General features: G+C 39.9%; 16 protein-coding genes. 1 reads left to right on the top strand and 15 read right to left on the bottom strand.

Features of this window, described 5'->3' with window-relative positions; all coding sequences use genetic code 11:
• Positions 1-17: 17 nt before the first annotated feature.
• A complete protein-coding gene (locus AC4PID_RS09595) occupies positions 18-809 on the bottom strand; it encodes an inositol monophosphatase family protein (RefSeq protein ID WP_492131789.1) in 792 nt (263 codons plus the stop codon).
• Positions 810-1,096: 287 nt separating this feature from the next.
• Between AC4PID_RS09595 and hydE the strand changes: the two genes are divergently transcribed.
• Positions 1,097-2,194 carry a [FeFe] hydrogenase H-cluster radical SAM maturase HydE gene (hydE, locus tag AC4PID_RS09590; protein ID WP_492135374.1) on the top strand — a complete coding sequence of 366 codons (1,098 nt, stop codon included), beginning with the start codon at positions 1,097-1,099 and terminating at the stop codon, positions 2,192-2,194.
• Between the two features lie 82 nt (positions 2,195-2,276).
• On the opposite strand, the gene AC4PID_RS09585 is transcribed toward hydE, so the two are convergent.
• The 14 genes from AC4PID_RS09585 to AC4PID_RS09520 all read right to left on the bottom strand — a co-directional run bounded on the left by AC4PID_RS09585 (position 2,277) and on the right by AC4PID_RS09520 (position 15,947).
• On the bottom strand, positions 2,277-3,152 hold the full coding sequence (locus AC4PID_RS09585) for a helix-turn-helix domain-containing protein (RefSeq protein ID WP_492131788.1): 876 nt from the start codon (positions 3,150-3,152) through the stop codon (positions 2,277-2,279).
• A 97-nt stretch (positions 3,153-3,249) separates the two neighbouring features.
• Complete coding sequence (locus AC4PID_RS09580; RefSeq protein WP_492131787.1) at positions 3,250-3,831, bottom strand: hypothetical protein; 582 nt, start codon at positions 3,829-3,831, stop codon at positions 3,250-3,252.
• A 133-nt stretch (positions 3,832-3,964) separates the two neighbouring features.
• Positions 3,965-4,630, bottom strand: coding sequence for a hypothetical protein (locus AC4PID_RS09575; RefSeq protein WP_492131786.1), 666 nt, complete (start codon positions 4,628-4,630; stop codon positions 3,965-3,967).
• 139 nt (positions 4,631-4,769) lie between these two features.
• Positions 4,770-5,228 carry a hypothetical protein gene (locus tag AC4PID_RS09570; protein WP_492131785.1) on the bottom strand — a complete coding sequence of 153 codons (459 nt, stop codon included), beginning with the start codon at positions 5,226-5,228 and terminating at the stop codon, positions 4,770-4,772.
• Positions 5,229-5,342: 114 nt separating this feature from the next.
• Positions 5,343-5,768, bottom strand: coding sequence for a Fe-S cluster assembly sulfur transfer protein SufU (gene sufU / locus AC4PID_RS09565; RefSeq protein WP_492131784.1), 426 nt, complete (start codon positions 5,766-5,768; stop codon positions 5,343-5,345).
• On the bottom strand, positions 5,755-6,996 hold the full coding sequence (locus AC4PID_RS09560) for a SufS family cysteine desulfurase (protein WP_492131783.1): 1,242 nt from the start codon (positions 6,994-6,996) through the stop codon (positions 5,755-5,757). The genes sufU and AC4PID_RS09560 overlap by 14 nt, the downstream gene beginning before the upstream one ends.
• A complete protein-coding gene (locus tag AC4PID_RS09555) occupies positions 6,997-8,127 on the bottom strand; it encodes a SufB/SufD family protein (RefSeq protein ID WP_492131782.1) in 1,131 nt (376 codons plus the stop codon). It abuts the gene before it with no gap.
• 9 nt (positions 8,128-8,136) lie between these two features.
• Complete coding sequence (sufB, locus tag AC4PID_RS09550) at positions 8,137-9,540, bottom strand: Fe-S cluster assembly protein SufB (protein WP_492131781.1); 1,404 nt, start codon at positions 9,538-9,540, stop codon at positions 8,137-8,139.
• A gap of 9 nt (positions 9,541-9,549) precedes the next feature.
• Positions 9,550-10,311, bottom strand: a complete 762-nt coding sequence (gene sufC, locus AC4PID_RS09545; RefSeq protein WP_492131780.1) for a Fe-S cluster assembly ATPase SufC — start codon at positions 10,309-10,311, stop codon at positions 9,550-9,552.
• Between the two features lie 573 nt (positions 10,312-10,884).
• Complete coding sequence (locus AC4PID_RS09540; protein ID WP_492135343.1) at positions 10,885-12,138, bottom strand: MFS transporter; 1,254 nt, start codon at positions 12,136-12,138, stop codon at positions 10,885-10,887.
• Between the two features lie 119 nt (positions 12,139-12,257).
• The gene (locus AC4PID_RS09535; protein ID WP_492135342.1) at positions 12,258-12,764 is read right to left on the bottom strand and encodes an HD domain-containing protein; all 507 of its coding nucleotides are present in this window, start codon (positions 12,762-12,764) and stop codon (positions 12,258-12,260) included.
• A 142-nt stretch (positions 12,765-12,906) separates the two neighbouring features.
• Complete coding sequence (locus AC4PID_RS09530; protein ID WP_492135341.1) at positions 12,907-13,275, bottom strand: VOC family protein; 369 nt, start codon at positions 13,273-13,275, stop codon at positions 12,907-12,909.
• Positions 13,276-13,285: 10 nt separating this feature from the next.
• A complete protein-coding gene (locus AC4PID_RS09525) occupies positions 13,286-14,614 on the bottom strand; it encodes a hypothetical protein (RefSeq protein WP_492135340.1) in 1,329 nt (442 codons plus the stop codon).
• A complete protein-coding gene (locus tag AC4PID_RS09520; RefSeq protein ID WP_492135339.1) occupies positions 14,589-15,947 on the bottom strand; it encodes a glutamate-cysteine ligase family protein in 1,359 nt (452 codons plus the stop codon). Before AC4PID_RS09520 ends, AC4PID_RS09525 begins: the two co-directional genes overlap by 26 nt.
• Positions 15,948-16,002: the final 55 nt, after the last annotated feature.

The raw sequence follows: 16,002 nt of genomic DNA, 5'->3' as shown, positions 1-16,002 counted from the left end.
TATCTATTTCATAAAGATTACATTTTTTCAATTTCTGTTAATATCTCATCAAGAATATTTTGATTGGCGCTGATAATCAATCCTTCACCTTCAAAACCATGAGTGGCACCACTGAATTTGTGAACAACACAGCCAGCTTCTTTTGCAAGTAATATCCCCGGTGCCATTTCCCATATATTTTTAGAAAACAAGATGTGAACCGCATTTTTATGACTTGAAACAAAGGCAAAATCCACTGAAGAAGCACCTTGTATTCTTATGCGCATCGCTTTGCCCAATAATCGTCCGATTAATTCATTTTGAAAGGTTCTTGAGCTTGGGTTTGACTTTGAAAAATCACCAAAAGTCACAATACTTTTTTCTAATGTCTGAGTTTGAGCTGTCGCAATAGAGGTGCCATTTAAAAAAGCGCCTTGACTAAAAATGGCCGTATAAAGCTCTTTGAGTTTTGGCAAATAAATCATACTAAATAGCACAGCATCCCCTTCTAAAAGCGCCAGTTGAACGCCAAAATAGGGAATCCCCTGTGTGAAATTAAGCGTCCCATCAATTGGATCACAAACCCAAATCCGCTTATGATTAGTCGCGGTTTGATTCTCCTCCTCACCAACAAAACCATCGTTTGGAAACCGACTCAATAAGAGTTCTTTTATCTCCCTCTCCATTTGAATGTCTAATGTCGTTACGATGTCCTGCCTGCCTTTTTCCATCACTTCATACTCGTTTCCAAGAAGGCGATCTGCAAGCTGAACTACTTCACTTACGACTGCTTCTGACCAATGTCCTGACGGAAAATCTTTGTTCTTCATGTTTTTACTCCTCTTCAAATAGTAACAATTTTAATTATATCCCATCTCATCCGTTACACAAGTGTTATATTTAACAACAAAAACAGTCTTGACAGAAATCAAAATATTTGATAAATTATTAACAAGCAAGGTATTTACCGAGATGCGTCTTTGTAAATGTCTTTTCATCGTCCCCCCCTAAGAGAGTAGAGATTTCTTATCTCAAAGGAAGCAGACCATATATTTTGTGCTGTCCTTCTTTTATCTCTCGGTAAAAGAATTTTTTTTTGGAGGTAAATGTGCAAACCATTAAACAATTGATCGACCAACTTTACGAGAATGAAGATCTATCAGATGAATTGTTACTCAGAATCATAGATGAAATCGATGCAGAAATCACACCTTATTTGTTTGAAAAGGCACTTGAAAAAAAGTCACTCTTTTATAAAGATACCGTTTTTATGAGAGGTCTAATCGAATTTACAAATTACTGTAAGCAAAATTGTAGCTATTGTGGTATTCAAGGTCAAAACAAAAACGTCGATCGTTATCGCTTAAGTAAAGAAGCAATCCTACACTGTTGTGAAGAAGGTTATCATTTGGGCTATCGTACATTTGTACTTCAGGGTGGTGAGGATCCTTATTATACAGATGAGCGTCTAGTTGAAATAATTTCAGCAATTAAAACCAATCACCCCGACTGTGCCGTCACACTGTCAGTCGGTGAAAGAAGCTATGAAAGCTATGAGACCTTAAAAAAAGCAGGCGTTGATCGTTACCTTTTAAGACATGAAACGGCTTCAAAAGAACTTTACGAAGCATTGCACCCTAAAATGAGCTTTGAAAACCGACGCGAATGCTTGTTCAACCTAAAAAAACTAGGTTTTCAAGTTGGCGCAGGCTTTATGGTTGGGCTACCTAATCAGACAAACGCTGATTTAGTTGCCGACCTGAGATTTATTAAGACGTTACAGCCAGAAATGGTGGGGATCGGCCCATATATCCCACACGATGAGACACCTTTAAAGGGCTCAAAGGGTGGTACGGTTGAAGCGACATTAATCATGGTTGCACTTGCTCGACTTTTGTTACCTCAAGCTTTATTACCTTCAACTACTGCCATGGGAACACTAGATCCTAAAGGGCGTGAAAAAGCACTTAAAGCTGGTGCAAACGTCGTTATGCCTAACCTCTCACCAACAGATGTTAGAGAGAAGTACGAACTCTATAAGGATAAAATCTGTACAGGTGACGAAGCAGCTCATTGCCGTCAGTGTATTGAGGGCAGAATTAAAAGTGCTGGCTTTAGAGTGGATATGGGCAGAGGTGATCATGCATCCATCAGTGAACCACAAGATGCATTGGGCGTTCAAATCTTTGATCTGACACAAACATTATCAATATAATTTATAAATAAAATCTAAAAAAGCTATGGTGTCATGTCTCTGCACCATAGCTTTTTTAATATTTTCTTTAAAGTGTTTTAGTTTATAGTCTCTGAATCGGAATCATAATATCCATGAAGGTGACATCATTTTCTACCGTGACTTGTTCTAAGCACTTTGCTTCTCTTAATTCTCGATTATAAAGTCTGTTGGCTTCGATCCACTTAACCAGTGTTTGCCAGCCTTTTGGAATTCGCTCAAAAGGGTTGATAAAAGGCTCTGTGATTCTAATAACAGCGTATTTATAGTTTGGAACCACCTTAATTTCTACTGGCTCTTTCATCAAAATCGTCTCGTCAAAATTATCCTCTAACTTAACCCAATACTCGTAGCCACGATACCCTTTTTCAGACTCAGTTTCACTCACTGGATAATCAAAGCCATATTGTTCTGTTGATTCTGGTAGATCATATTTCTTCATTAGCCCCTGCATAAAGCCAATTACTTCATCCTCTGGATTTTCACTAATTACCACATGACTGGCTACGCGCATCTCTGGTAGCGATTTGTACATGACATCACTTAAATAATCCATTGTTTCATCTCCTTTAAAACCATCAATTTTTAATGGTGCAATCGACAAAGGTGGTTGGATTGCAATCTTACTTTTTTTCGCCTGCTTCGGTGACATATGAAAACAGCTACTAAAAGCTCTCGAAAATGCTCTTTCAGAGCCATATCCATACTTAACTGCCACATCGATTAGGCGTTTATTGGTCTGAATGTCCTTCAAAGCAAATGTCATCTTTCTTTTGCGTATATAGGCAACAAGACTCTCACCAGTATAGATGCCAAATAACCTGTGGAAATAGTCGGTCGAATAACCTGCAAATTCGGCAACCGTTTCGGCACTTATTGGCTCTTCAACATTAGCCTCAATATAAGATATGACATTCAAAAGTATTTCTATCGTCTCCATCATTGCCCTCAATTCTTGCAAGAATTTATTTAAGGATCCTTTACTCTTATTATAACCATTTTAGATAAAAAAAAAGGACCGTTTCTGTCCTTTTTCATTAAATACTATTTTTAATAAATGGTGAGGCTGTGTAATTAATATGATCAATGCGATAACCGATGCCTTGTCTTACCAATCTAATCTGTCCTTTTTCCACATCAACTTTATATACCTCGTCTGTCTCACTGAGCTTAGATTCAACTGTGATTTGAAAGTTAAAGTAAATCTCATCAGACTCAATATTGACACGTTCTAGTTTAACCTCTGTTACCTCAATCAAAAGTGATTTAGCTTCAGCAATATCTGGAGCCATCATCCAAAGACGATTGCCCATTAGCTCTTTTTTAAATTTTTCAGTAAACCTGCCCTTAAGTTTTTTATCAACGGACTGGTTAAGTTTTGTAATGTAGGTTTCAAATGTTTTTTCATCTGCTAAAAGTGTTTCTTCAGGTAATAAATCAGACAAGGTGGATGGATCGGCTTCGTATAGCCTCACAAAAAAATTGGTAGTGACTTGTTCTGCTCTTTCTATTGCATTTTCATAGCCTATGTAAGCCACCGTACTCAATGCCAGTATCGCTACAAGGCCAAAGCTTAAAAATATCCATTTTGTGTTGTGGCGGTTCGATATTTTACTCATTGAATCCTCCATATCTATCTAGGTTAATGCTTTAACAATAATTTACCCCAAATCCATTAAGAAATGATTAACCAAATATAAAAAAACCGGTGTTCACTAACAGTGAACACCGGTTATATTGCTTAAGAATTTATTAAATCATGTTGGCTACAAATCCTAACATCATTTTTGCTATTGTGAAAACGATAATAAAAGCAATTGTGACTAATGTATTGCTCAATCTAGAATATTCCACAGGATAAGCACCATCTTGGTTGATGTAATAGTGTGCTTTAAGTCCCAACACCAAATCTATGAGATTAAGAAGGATCATAAGAATTACTGTAAACCCAAAAATTTGATTCACAAGGTCAAAGCCTTTGGATAACGTTGCAGATAATACTTCGCCATCGAAGAAGACATCCATAATATCACCTTCGATCATCGCAAGACCAAACACAGCTAATATACCGACGATTGCAAGTACGACAAATGCTTTTATAATCAGACTAAAAACACGTCTACCAAGACTACTTTCTGAAAAAAGCATCTTCTCAAAAGGATGATAAACCTTACTGTACTTCTCATCATAAGCTTTAACTGAAATCTTCGCGATATCTTGACTGTGAAGATGTCTGACGCTATTTCGATCTTCAACTAGCATCGTACCGCTTTCCTTTCTTGCAAGATCAAAATACTTATCCTTTTCTTCTTTTGACAGTCCTTCTACATGTAAAACTTCCCCATATTTCATATGAATACTTAGCGCATACATGATTTTTGCCACATTCTTTACTGGTGCTTGATTTTTTTCACTCATTTATGCCTCCGATAGTGTTATATATTATTATTACCTTATCTGCGGTCATTTCAAACAGTTCATTAGCATCATTATAGCATATTTAATCTCTCAATAAGATTATAGCAGTACCAGTAATAAAATCTTAATATTCTGAAAGTTATTGTACCATTTGCTCCAACTCATTGATGAATTTAAATTTTTCTTGAATCAGTTCAGTTAAGACATAATATGCGATGGAAGTCTCTTCATCTCCAGAAACCATACGACCTTGTATATCTACAAGAAGTGCATAAAGTGACTTTTGCTGAGATAAAGCATAATTGACTAACGGTCGTCTCTCAAATATTGTGATCGGTATAATGGTTCTTGCAAACTGATTAACGAGATTGGATATCTTATCAAACACACCAAAATCAATCTTCTCAGCGATTTCATCAGTGAGTGTACCTTTAACTCTATTATAATAAGCAATATCATTGTTGGCAGAACGAATAAACACTCCTATTAGAATACGCATCCGCATATCACCACTGTCCTCTTGGAGTCTGATATATTCTTTTTTTATTTTTTCTGTTAGTGTAATGCACTTTTCAATGATATCCCTGATGTCATACATAAATGTTAAAACCTCTTTCTTATCTCAAAATAAAGAGACACTATATATCTATAAAATACCACTTACTGGTAGTTATAAACATATACTGCCTCACACATTATACTTGTATAAGCATTATTTTTCAAGAACGACTGTTAAACAATGCCATCCGAGTGTGCCACATTTTACCCTTGCAGGCATCTTTGATAAGTTCTCAAATAATGCAGCATCGGCCAAAGCTTCTAATTCTTCCTCTGTTCTTGACTCACCTCTGATCATACCTAGATAGAGCTCTGCGAGATTTTTTGCCTCACTCACAGTTTTACCTTTAACCAGATCAATCATGATGGACATCGCCGCTTGACTGATGGCACAGCCACTGCCTAAAAAAGCTGCATCTGTGATGACACCCTCTTCAAGCTTTACTTGAAGCGTCAAATCATCGCCACAATTCGGGTTATGACCGCGCTCTATGTGACTGGCATGCTCAAGTAGATGCTTATTATGTCCACTTTTGTTGTGCATCATTACCAGTTCTGTGTATAGGTTATCGATTGACATAGCCAAATACCTCCCTTGCATATTTAATACCCTCAATTAAGGCATCTATCTCTTCTACGTGATTGTAGATGGAAAAGCTCGCTCTGCAAGAGGCTTGGATGCCCAAATACTTCATAAGTGGCTGTGTACAGTGATGTCCTGCTCTTATCGCGATGCCTTTGTGGTCCAGAAGCGTCGCCATATCGTGTGGATGAATGCCTTCCACATTAAAGGTAACCAGTGCGCCGCGTGGTTCATCGACCTTTGGCCCATATACCGTCACATAATCTAGCTCTGAGAGACTTTTATAGGCATATTTCGCCAGACGTTCCTCTTTCAATCGAATGTTGTCAAGACCAACATTTTGAATAAAATCGATGGCAGCTACCAATCCAACGACACCTTCTACATGCTGCGTCCCCGCTTCAAACCGCTCAGGAATGGGTGCATAAGTTGTATCTTGCTCTTCTACATATTCGATCATATCGCCACCGGTTAAGAAGGGTGGCATATTCTCAAGTAATTGCTGTTTGCCATAGAGGACACCAATCCCCGTTGGACCATACATTTTATGTCCTGAAAATACGAGAAAGTCAGCGTTTAAGCCGACGACATCCACTTGTATGTGTCCCACAGCTTGTGCAGCGTCTAAGACTACAACTGCCCCCACTTCATGTGCTCTTTGAATGATAGGCGCAGGAGAGTGAATGCAACCGAGTCCATTTGATATCCACGGAAAAGCAACGATTTTAGTCTTTGAAGTAATTTTATCCAGTTCCCCTGATAAAAAGTGTCCTGTCTCATCAATATACAGGTACTTCAGTACAGCGCGTTTCTCTTTAGCTACGATTTGCCAAGGCACGATATTGGAGTGATGTGCGGTAATCGCAAGCACTATCTCGTCCCCTTCATTTAAATTGGCTCTCCCATAGCTTTGTGCCACCAGGTTAAGTGCTTCAGTCGCATTTTTAGTGAAAATCACTTCCTTAGGCGACTGCGCACCGATAAACTCTGCAACACGTCCACGTCCATAGTCGTATTGTCTCGTAGATTCAACACTGAGGAGATGCGCTCCGCGATGCGGAGAACCATTGCTTTCCTCTAGATAGAGCTTCATTCGCTCTATCACAGTGTCTGGCTTTTGAGAGGTAGCGGCATGATCCAGATAGATCAGTGCAGGGTGCTGCTTAAAAATTGGAAATTCCTCACGTACCATATTCAGTTCGTGTGCCTCTCTGCCTATTCCCATCTACAGCCTCCTGTCCAGTGCGTCTAAAATAGAATCCTTGAGCCCGTCGTCCTTAAGTGTCATCAACACCTCTTCAAACGACGCTTTTATCACTAGCTTTTTCGCTTCTTCCAGCGATAAGCCTCTACTCATTAAATAGAATAATTTCTCATGGTCTAATTGGCCAACACTTGCAGCATGCTCGCCGATGACATCATCCTCTGAACACATGAGTGCCGGAATTGAATCCGATTTAACTTTTTCATCTAATAGGACGACGAACTCCTTCTCTCTACCAACGGATTGTGTCGCGCCTTTTTCAAAGAAGAGATTGCCTCTAAAGACCTTCTTGCTATCGCCACCAAGTGCACCTTTCGAAAGGATCAGTGACTCTGTTTTTGGTCCAAAGTGTTTCATCGTATAAGATAGATCCAGCGCTTCACCTTGATCGCCAAAGTAAAGCGATTGCAAATCTGCAAATGCATGTCGCTCAGCAAGGTGTGACTCATAGGCAACCGCCTTAATTTGACTCCCCAGCTGTATGTCGATTAACTCGAGGTTTGCCCCTTCGAACACTTCAGAAAAGTTTTGATCAAAATTAAGTGCCTTTGCGCCTAATCTTTGAATCTTAACCACTCTTACGGTGCTCCCTCTTTTGGCGATCACTCTCGTCGTTCCATAATGCTGAAGCTCTACGCCATTTTCGTCTGAGGTATAGTCGATCACGACGGTTAGCTTACTGCCCTCTTCTGCGATAAAAAGTTGATTTTCCACGAGAAGTGGTCTTTCCGCACTAAGTCTATAATTCAGTTTCACGACTGGTGCATCAAACGCTCTTGAACTAGAGTGAATGACGTACCCGTGATTTTTTTCATTTAAAATATAAGATGCAAAGGGCTCGCCCAATGTCTTAGTGTATTTTGCATCTGAAAACCATGCTTCATGAAAGGCTTCATAAGGCGTTACTTCTACTCCGTTCCCTTCTATACTGAGTTCTTCTATGACATCACCACTTCGAACAGGAAAAAGGGTTTCAGGTAAAGTCAGTCTTTTCCAAGTCGGAATCACATAGCTGGAAGCCTTTTCATGAAGTGATACATTGTTATGACTTGATCCTTTATCATTATTTAAAATAGAATTTTCATTTATCATGCTGTCCTCCTAACCAATCGTGCCTTCAAGTTCTAGTGTGATGAGATTATTGAGCTCAACAGCATATTCCAGTGGCAACTCCTTCGTAATCGGTTCAACAAATCCTCTTACGATCATCGCTTTTGCTTCTGCTTCATCGATGCCTCGACTCATGAGATAGAAAATCGTCTCATCGCTGATGCGACCAATCTTCGCTTCATGCCCAATATCGACCTTGTCGTTGCCGATCTCGATTATAGGAAGTGTGTCCGACTTTGATTCACTGTCTAGCATCAGAGACTCACAATTGACAGTAGACTTGACGTTTACTGCATTTGGTGTCACTCTTAAAAGGCCTCTATAGAAAGCGTGACCGCCGTCCTTAGAGATGGATTTTGAATTGACGATGGAGCTGGTATTTGGAGCAGCATGTACCACCTTTGTACCCGTATCTAGATACTGTCCTTTCGCAGCAAAAGTAATCCCAGTAAACTCACTGGTTGCCCCTTCGCCCCTTAGGATACTCATCGGATAAAGCATGGACACTCTCGATCCAAACGAGCCTGAAACCCACTCGATTTTCCCATTTTTATCTACGACCGAACGCTTGGTGTTAAGATTATACATATTGCGCGACCAGTTTTCGATGGTACTGTATCTCAATTTTGCGCCTTCTTTTACGAAAAGCTCAACTGCACCGGCATGTAGGTTTTGAACCGAGTACTTCGGCGCCGAACACCCTTCGATAAAGTGGAGGCTCGCATTTTTTTCCACGACGATGAGCGTATGCTCAAACTGTCCTGCCCCTTTGGCATTGAGTCTAAAGTACGACTGTAAAGGCAGTCCCACATGGACCCCTTCTGGCACATAGACAAACGACCCACCTGACCAAACGGCACCGTGAAGCGCAGAAAATTTATGATCTCGGTTGGTGATAATCGTCATAAAATACTTTTTAACGATGTCCTCGTACTCTTTTACAGCTGTGTCCATATCCGTATAGACCACACCCTGTGCGATGAGCTCTTCCTGCATGCTGTGGTAGACGACCTCTGAGTCGTACTGTGCACCAACACCTGCAAGCGACTTGCGCTCCGCCTCAGGTATCCCCAATCTTTCAAAGGTTTCCTTAATTTCACTTGGCACATCGTCCCAGCTGGTCTTCATATCCGTATTTGGTCTTACATAGTGAACGATGTTTTCCACATCGAGGTCACTGAGATCTGCCCCCCAAGTTGGGATGGGCTTTGATTTATAAATTTCGAGGGATTTAAGTCTGAACTCTAACATCCACTCGGGTTCATTTTTTTCCTTAGAAATGTCTCTGATGATGTCCTCAGTTAAGCCTTTGTCCGCTACAAAGCGGTGATTCTCAGGGTTAACAACATCATAGATGCCACGATCTACGTCCGCAATATAGGTTTTATTTGCCATGATGCCTCCTTATGCACGCACTGCTTCACTTGTTTTTTCTGCTTTGAAAACTTCATAGCCTGAGCGTTCAATTTCTTCAGCTAAAGACAAATCGCCGCTTTTTACGATTTTGCCGTCTACGAGTACATGGACAAAGTCCGGTTTGATATAATTTAGAATCTTGTTATAGTGCGTAATCACTAAGATGGCATTGTTTTCACTTGAAAGCTTTTGCACCGTTTCATAGACCACGCGAATCGCATCGATGTCTAGACCAGAATCCGTTTCATCTAATATAGCGAGCTTAGGATTTAACACTGCCATTTGCAAAATTTCGTTTTTCTTTTTCTCACCACCAGAAAAGCCGACGTTTAAATAACGATCAAGGTATTTTTCATCCATTGAAAGTTCAGAAAGACGACCTTTAATCTCTTTATTAAAATGCGTCATCATTGGCATGATGCCACTCACTTCTTTCTTTGCCGTTCTGATAAAGTTCTCTACTGTGACTCCTGGTACTTCTTGAGGGTATTGGAAAGATAAAAAGAGCCCTGATTTTGCGCGCTCATCTACTTTCATGTCTAAAAGATCTTTGCCCAAAAAAGACACGCTGCCATCGGTTACTTCGTGAGCAGGGTGTCCCATCAATACATTGGCAAGCGTCGATTTTCCCGCGCCATTTGGGCCCATGATAACGTGAATCTCTCCTGAGTTAATCGTAAGATCAATTCCCTTGAGAATATCTTGTCCTTCTACCTGTGATTTTAAATTCTCTATTTTAATAATTTGCATAGATGCCTCCTATATCCTAGTAATTTAATCGGATTTATTTCATAATAATGATACCGCGTCTTGGGGCGTTCGTCAATGAGAAACGGTATCATTCACAAAAGCTTAACAATTCCTACCTGTGCACTCGGGATTTAATTGTCAAACTTTGATGTAATTGAAAGCCAGTTATTAGTACCGCCAAACGACAGGGTTTCGGCGGAGCCTGCAAATTGCTGTGTGGCTCGTTATTTTATACAATTAAACTATGAGTATGATAATAGAAAGCCAGTTATTAGAACCATCAAACGACAGGGTTTCGGCAGAGCCTGCAAATTGTCGTTTGATGGTTCTAATGACTGGCTTTCTTTGGATATATAAATCGGTTTAATGGCTATCAATTGCCTCGCACAATTGAAGGAGGAGATTTTTACCTTTTACTCATGAATGAGTATGGAAAAGCCTCGTGTAATTAACTCCAAAACGACAATTTGCAGGCGAAGCCGAAACCCTGTCGTTTTGGGGTTAATTACACGAGGCTTTTAATTCATATGTCAGTGTAACAAAGCTTCAACTCAGTTCAAGGCTCTGATGCCGTTAAACTTCCGATGGCAGTTCTTTGCGTTTTTCCCCTGCGGCGACTAAGACTTTGCTGCCGATTAGGAAGAAGCCTTGGATGAAGACGAGGGCGCCTGTGACGAGTAACAGCCATTCTATGGCGATGGCGTCTGCTAGTGGACCGAATAAAAGCATGCCGATCGGCATGGTGACGCTGTAGATCATGGACATGACGCTGAAAACTCTACCGAGATAGACATTGTCTACGTTTTCTTGTAAGAGTACGGTTGATGGCGTACTGAAAAGTGGTATCGTGATACCGGCAGAAAACATGATGAACAGATACACATAGAAGTTAATTTGCGTTCCCAATGCAAGGATGAGTAGTCCAGTAATCATCGTGGACAGGGTCATGGTGTGGATGCGATTTTTAAAGCCTCCCCACGCAGAAATTAGGAGTCCACCTATTAGCATCCCTGAAGAAAAAGCGATCTCTATTGCCGTCAGTCGCCATATGACGCCACCGTAATTACGGGTTACTTGTAGTGGTGATAGCATGGCAACTGGTGTGATTAGAAAATGGAACACGCCTATAAAAACGTAAAAGCGCTTGAGATAGGCATGGGTACGAATATAGTCGATGCCTTGTTTTAAATCTGCGAAGTAATCTATTTTTTCACCTTGCTGTTGTATTTGTTTTTGCGCCTGCTCTACCTTAAGCGGTGCTAATATTAAGATGGCAAAAATTGCAGTTACCACATCGATCATGAAGATGGTTTCGATAGGCGCAAGTGTCATTAAGGCGCCGCTTACCATCGGCGATATGAGCATCATAAAGGACTGTATACTACCGTTAATCCCATTGACACGCATCAACTGATCTTCAGGCGTAAACTGCGGGATAAATGCATTGACCGCTGGCTGTTGTACCGAAGAGCCAAACGCCCTTATAGCAGAGATGACAAACATGAGCCATACACTTTCATAGCCCATTAAAAAGAAGACAACCATAACTGCAGTTGCAAGTGCAATCCCACCATCCGCATAGATGATGAGTTTTTTACGATCAAACCGGTCTGCCCATACCCCTGCAAAAGGCGATAAGAAAAAGGTCGGTAAGAACCCAAAAATGATGGATAAGGTCATCATGAACCCAGATCCAGTATATAACGTTACGTACCACATAATCGCATACTGAACTAATGAAGTCCCAAATAAAGAGACGTTTTGACTGATTAAAAACCTAGCCGCTTTCCGCTTCCAGTTCCCATTTGTATTCGATAAATTTTCCATAAATCACCTCATTGTATAATGTCATATTTACCCCAAATGGGTCTATAAATTCGTCAATATCGTCTTAATTGAAAATAATTCTCACTTTATTTTTAGCCTGCTTAACAAAAGGTAGTGCATCAAAAATTTGATTCTTCTGGAAAATATATCGATTCAATGAGTGCTTTGCCACTACTCGTTTTAAATACTTGATTGATCACGTTTCTAATTTTATCCTCAGGATGCTGACTTTCACCAGCATTCACAATATAGTCCGCTTCTATTAAGATTTGATAATCCAAGCCTTCAATCTGCGTTAAAGTATGATGATGGCCAACCAAATAAGCCACACGATTAACAAACGCCTCATCCATTTCAAAGGACTTGAGAAATTCAAAAGTCAACTTCTCCCCCTCAATCTCCTGATACCTACCATTTGTATTTCCATATTTTTCGCGACATAAAGGACAAGCGATATCATGTAAAATTGCAGCCACTTCAAGGGTTTTCTGCGTGTTCATATCTAACCCTTCTAAAATCCCTATTGTTCTCGCATACCCATGCACTTTTAAAAGATGATTGATATCGTGAAGGTTCCCATTCGTGTAAGCAATCATCTTAGCCATAACCTCAGAAACAATTTTCATAACCCCTCCTACTATATGTATTTTATAATTAAAGCCCCTCCTATGGATGTACTTTCAAATGACAATTTGCAGGCGCAGCCGAAACCGCTTGTTATTTGGAAGTATATCCATAGGAGGGGCCATTTTTCATATATTAATCTACTTAACCTTTTCGCATGTCCTGCACAAACTGTACATTCACACCATCAGGATCTTTTACGATAAAATATTTGAGGTTTGGATTAGGCGATTCGATCTCTGTCACTTCGAATTGATTTTCGATCAGTTCGTTTCTAAGTTCTTCTGCATCGTCGCAAGAAAAACCGATTGAAATCCCTTCGATTCTGCCTGGCAAATCTTCACCATCTGTTTGCATGAGTTCAATCTCTGTTTCGCCGACGCCTAAGAAAGCAAGTTCTCTACCTGGATAAGGCTTGAAGCGTCTTCTAAGTTGCAAGCCAACGATAGCTTGATAAAATGCGATTGACTCTTCTAAATTTTTAACGTGTATGGTTGTCCATAAAAAACCCATAACTTACCTCCTACTTTTTAGTCACCTTTAGCGTTGACATCGTATAACCGTCGTGTAAACCTGAAATGATTGCGTTAAGTCCTGCTCTAACATAGATACCTGCAAGCTTTTCGTTATAGGTGAAAAGACCTGTTATCGTACTGTAGGATTTCACCTGAACGTCGCCATTTGCATCTTCATATAAATTCGTCGTCAATGCAAGCGGACAGTACTTTTGAATGATAAAATCTTCGTTTACTTTCTCTTTAAGTAAAGACTGCCAAGCTTCATTTGTGTAGTCCTTTCCAGCGCACACGCCTTTTGACGCGTAATAATCTACTGGCTTGATGATGTAAGCATCTTTATTTTTAAGATAATCTTCAAATCGCTCATCATTTTTAAGCGGTCTTGTAAATGGAACGTGCTTGTCGATAAATGCGATTTGATCACTGGAAAGCTTAGCGCGTAGTCCCTCATCATAAAGCACCTCAAAGAAGCGTTTGGTGTGGATGACTTGTGTTTTTATCGAGCCAATCACGCACGTTTTCCCAGCCAAAAGGCCGTTGATCAAAGCGGGAATCTCATCATAACGATCCATTAAATCCTTCGTTACCAAACGGCGATAAATGATATCAATCGCTCTATCCTTAATATACAATTTTCCATCTATTTCTGTCAAATCCCTTGGATCAACTATTTCACATTCATATCCGCCCTCAATGAAAGCATCCTTAAACATCTCGAACTCAAGCGGGCTGCCTTTGTCGATAAAATCTAAGATCGCAACAAAAGGTGGCGTATCAGATGCTTTACCTGTGTTTGCTAAATAAGAGGCGTAGATATTTTTAACCTCGGTCACCCAGCTATGGAACAGTTCAAACGATTGAAAATCATAGGTGTCCTTAACAGAATCCAGGAGAGCGGTCTGTGACATAATCTTACTGAGTTCAAACTCCTCGTTCATAGCAGAAGCGCCATCTGCGTTTAGCTCACAGAATTGGAAATTGCCTTCGCCATAGTAGAAGATGTCAAATCGGCCCATAGGAACCGTTGTATCGTAGTGATGTGGCACTCTAATTAAAGCGTCTAATCTCGAGTCAAAATTAAAGAGGTTTCTAACACTTTCGTCTTCTAGATAAAGCTCAATGGTGCGCTTTGAGATATCATGAATACCATTTAAGGCATATTTAAACGTCTCTAAATCTTGCTCAAGATAAAGCATCGGTAGATATAAGTAAGGCACTGGTGCCCCTTTATAGATTGCTTTTGAATTTGCTACTGCGGTTTTAACTCTGTCAAAATCCTGCTTGTAGGTTGCATAAGATTTCATAAATTTATCGGTTAGTTTCTGATCCAACATGCGCCCATGTCCTCCTTACATCTATTAGGTCAACGAATGCTTCTTTTGACTGATTGTATATTTTTCGCATATATGCCATTGGAGATGATTCAGCATCCACAATGGTTTTGAGTGCTTTGACGTATCTTGCTTCTTCTGGATCAAGTGCGAGTATGACATCTTCTAGGATTTGTTGCTTAAGTTGATTGAAGCAGTCGCCTTCTTCTTTGGTTAACAAGATATCATCGCCCGATGATAGCCATTTATTGAGTTTAATCACCCAACTGTCATCCACCTTTTGACTTAATGCATAGTACTTTTCTAAGTTCTCTTCATTATAGAAAAGTCCCTTTATAACTGCACCTACTGAGATATTATAAGGATATGGGAGTGCATCTGGCATCCTAATCTCTATATATCTTTTTAGTCTCACGTCAGGGAAAACCATACTTTGTATGTGTTCAAGCTCGGAAGGCTTTAATGGATATTTTTCTAAGAGGTCATCCAAACGCTCGTTTTCAGTTTGAATCAAGTTGCCATCGCTATATATCAATATTGGAGGGATATTTAAAAGATGCTTTGCATAATCTTCAAATCCGAATAACTGATCCAAGCTCTTGGGGATTAATTTCGATCTTTTGATATCCGTTTCTTCCCAAATACGAAGACGCATGTTCCCACCCTCTACAGGCTCACCTTCAAAAAAAGGCGTTGCGTCAAAAAGTGATGCGAGAACAGGTGACAGATAATTGGCAACTCTAAACTTCTTAATAAAATCCTGTTCATTTGAATAGTCGATGGATACTTGAGTCGCTGCAGTTCCTTTCATCATGTTATGACAAAAAATACCGTTGTTTTCAAAGTAGCGATACATAAGGCCGTAACGCTCCTTTGGCAGTAGCGATAGATCGCGTATCCGTGTTACAGGATGATAGCCAATTCCAGCGATCACTTGATTTTCCTTTAGGACAGAGTACACCTCTTCTATCACTTTGTGATAGTAAAAATCGATTTCTTTTATATCACTTAGTGGGCGAAGACTGATTTCAATCTGTCCACCTGGCTCAAGTGTAAGGGTATCCCCTTCTTTTTGTATCCCAAGGAGATGATTCTTTTCAATTAAAATAGGTTCCCAGCCTTTAGTTAGAAGCTTCTCAAATATTGCCTTTTGTCCATCTGGCTCAAAATAATCATAGCTTCTAAGAGAGTCTCGATCGATAAGAATATGCTCAAATTCCATTCCTAAAAGTGTGGGTTGTTTTCTTGCATGTGCCTGAAAAAACTTTGTCTGTGAATTAACGAAAGAAGTCGTATTGTAATGTATGGCCATTTTTTGCTCTTCTTCATGATTCATGTTTTTTACCTTCCGTCTTTTGGTCATTTTATTTCGATTTACAAAATATTATACA

The organism is Fusibacter sp. QWL-12 (assembly GCF_058683495.1).
This window is presented reverse-complemented; position numbering and strand designations above follow the sequence as displayed.

Excerpts from the sequence above, each read along its gene's own strand:
- AC4PID_RS09555 (WP_492131782.1), bottom strand. The coding sequence starts at position 8,127 with ATGATAAATGAAAATTCTATTTTAAATAATGATAAAGGATCAAGTCAT.
- AC4PID_RS09525 (WP_492135340.1), bottom strand. The coding sequence starts at position 14,614 with ATGTTGGATCAGAAACTAACCGATAAATTTATGAAATCTTATGCAACC.
- AC4PID_RS09580 (WP_492131787.1), bottom strand. The coding sequence starts at position 3,831 with ATGAGTAAAATATCGAACCGCCACAACACAAAATGGATATTTTTAAGC.
- AC4PID_RS09595 (WP_492131789.1), bottom strand. The coding sequence starts at position 809 with ATGAAGAACAAAGATTTTCCGTCAGGACATTGGTCAGAAGCAGTCGTA.
- sufU (WP_492131784.1), bottom strand. The coding sequence starts at position 5,768 with ATGTCAATCGATAACCTATACACAGAACTGGTAATGATGCACAACAAA.
- sufC (WP_492131780.1), bottom strand. The coding sequence starts at position 10,311 with ATGCAAATTATTAAAATAGAGAATTTAAAATCACAGGTAGAAGGACAA.
- AC4PID_RS09540 (WP_492135343.1), bottom strand. The coding sequence starts at position 12,138 with ATGGAAAATTTATCGAATACAAATGGGAACTGGAAGCGGAAAGCGGCT.
- AC4PID_RS09575 (WP_492131786.1), bottom strand. The coding sequence starts at position 4,630 with ATGAGTGAAAAAAATCAAGCACCAGTAAAGAATGTGGCAAAAATCATG.
- AC4PID_RS09560 (WP_492131783.1), bottom strand. The coding sequence starts at position 6,996 with ATGGGAATAGGCAGAGAGGCACACGAACTGAATATGGTACGTGAGGAA.
- AC4PID_RS09520 (WP_492135339.1), bottom strand. The coding sequence starts at position 15,947 with ATGAATCATGAAGAAGAGCAAAAAATGGCCATACATTACAATACGACT.
- AC4PID_RS09585 (WP_492131788.1), bottom strand. The coding sequence starts at position 3,152 with ATGGAGACGATAGAAATACTTTTGAATGTCATATCTTATATTGAGGCT.
- sufB (WP_492131781.1), bottom strand. The coding sequence starts at position 9,540 with ATGGCAAATAAAACCTATATTGCGGACGTAGATCGTGGCATCTATGAT.
- AC4PID_RS09530 (WP_492135341.1), bottom strand. The coding sequence starts at position 13,275 with ATGGGTTTTTTATGGACAACCATACACGTTAAAAATTTAGAAGAGTCA.
- AC4PID_RS09535 (WP_492135342.1), bottom strand. The coding sequence starts at position 12,764 with ATGAAAATTGTTTCTGAGGTTATGGCTAAGATGATTGCTTACACGAAT.
- AC4PID_RS09570 (WP_492131785.1), bottom strand. The coding sequence starts at position 5,228 with ATGTATGACATCAGGGATATCATTGAAAAGTGCATTACACTAACAGAA.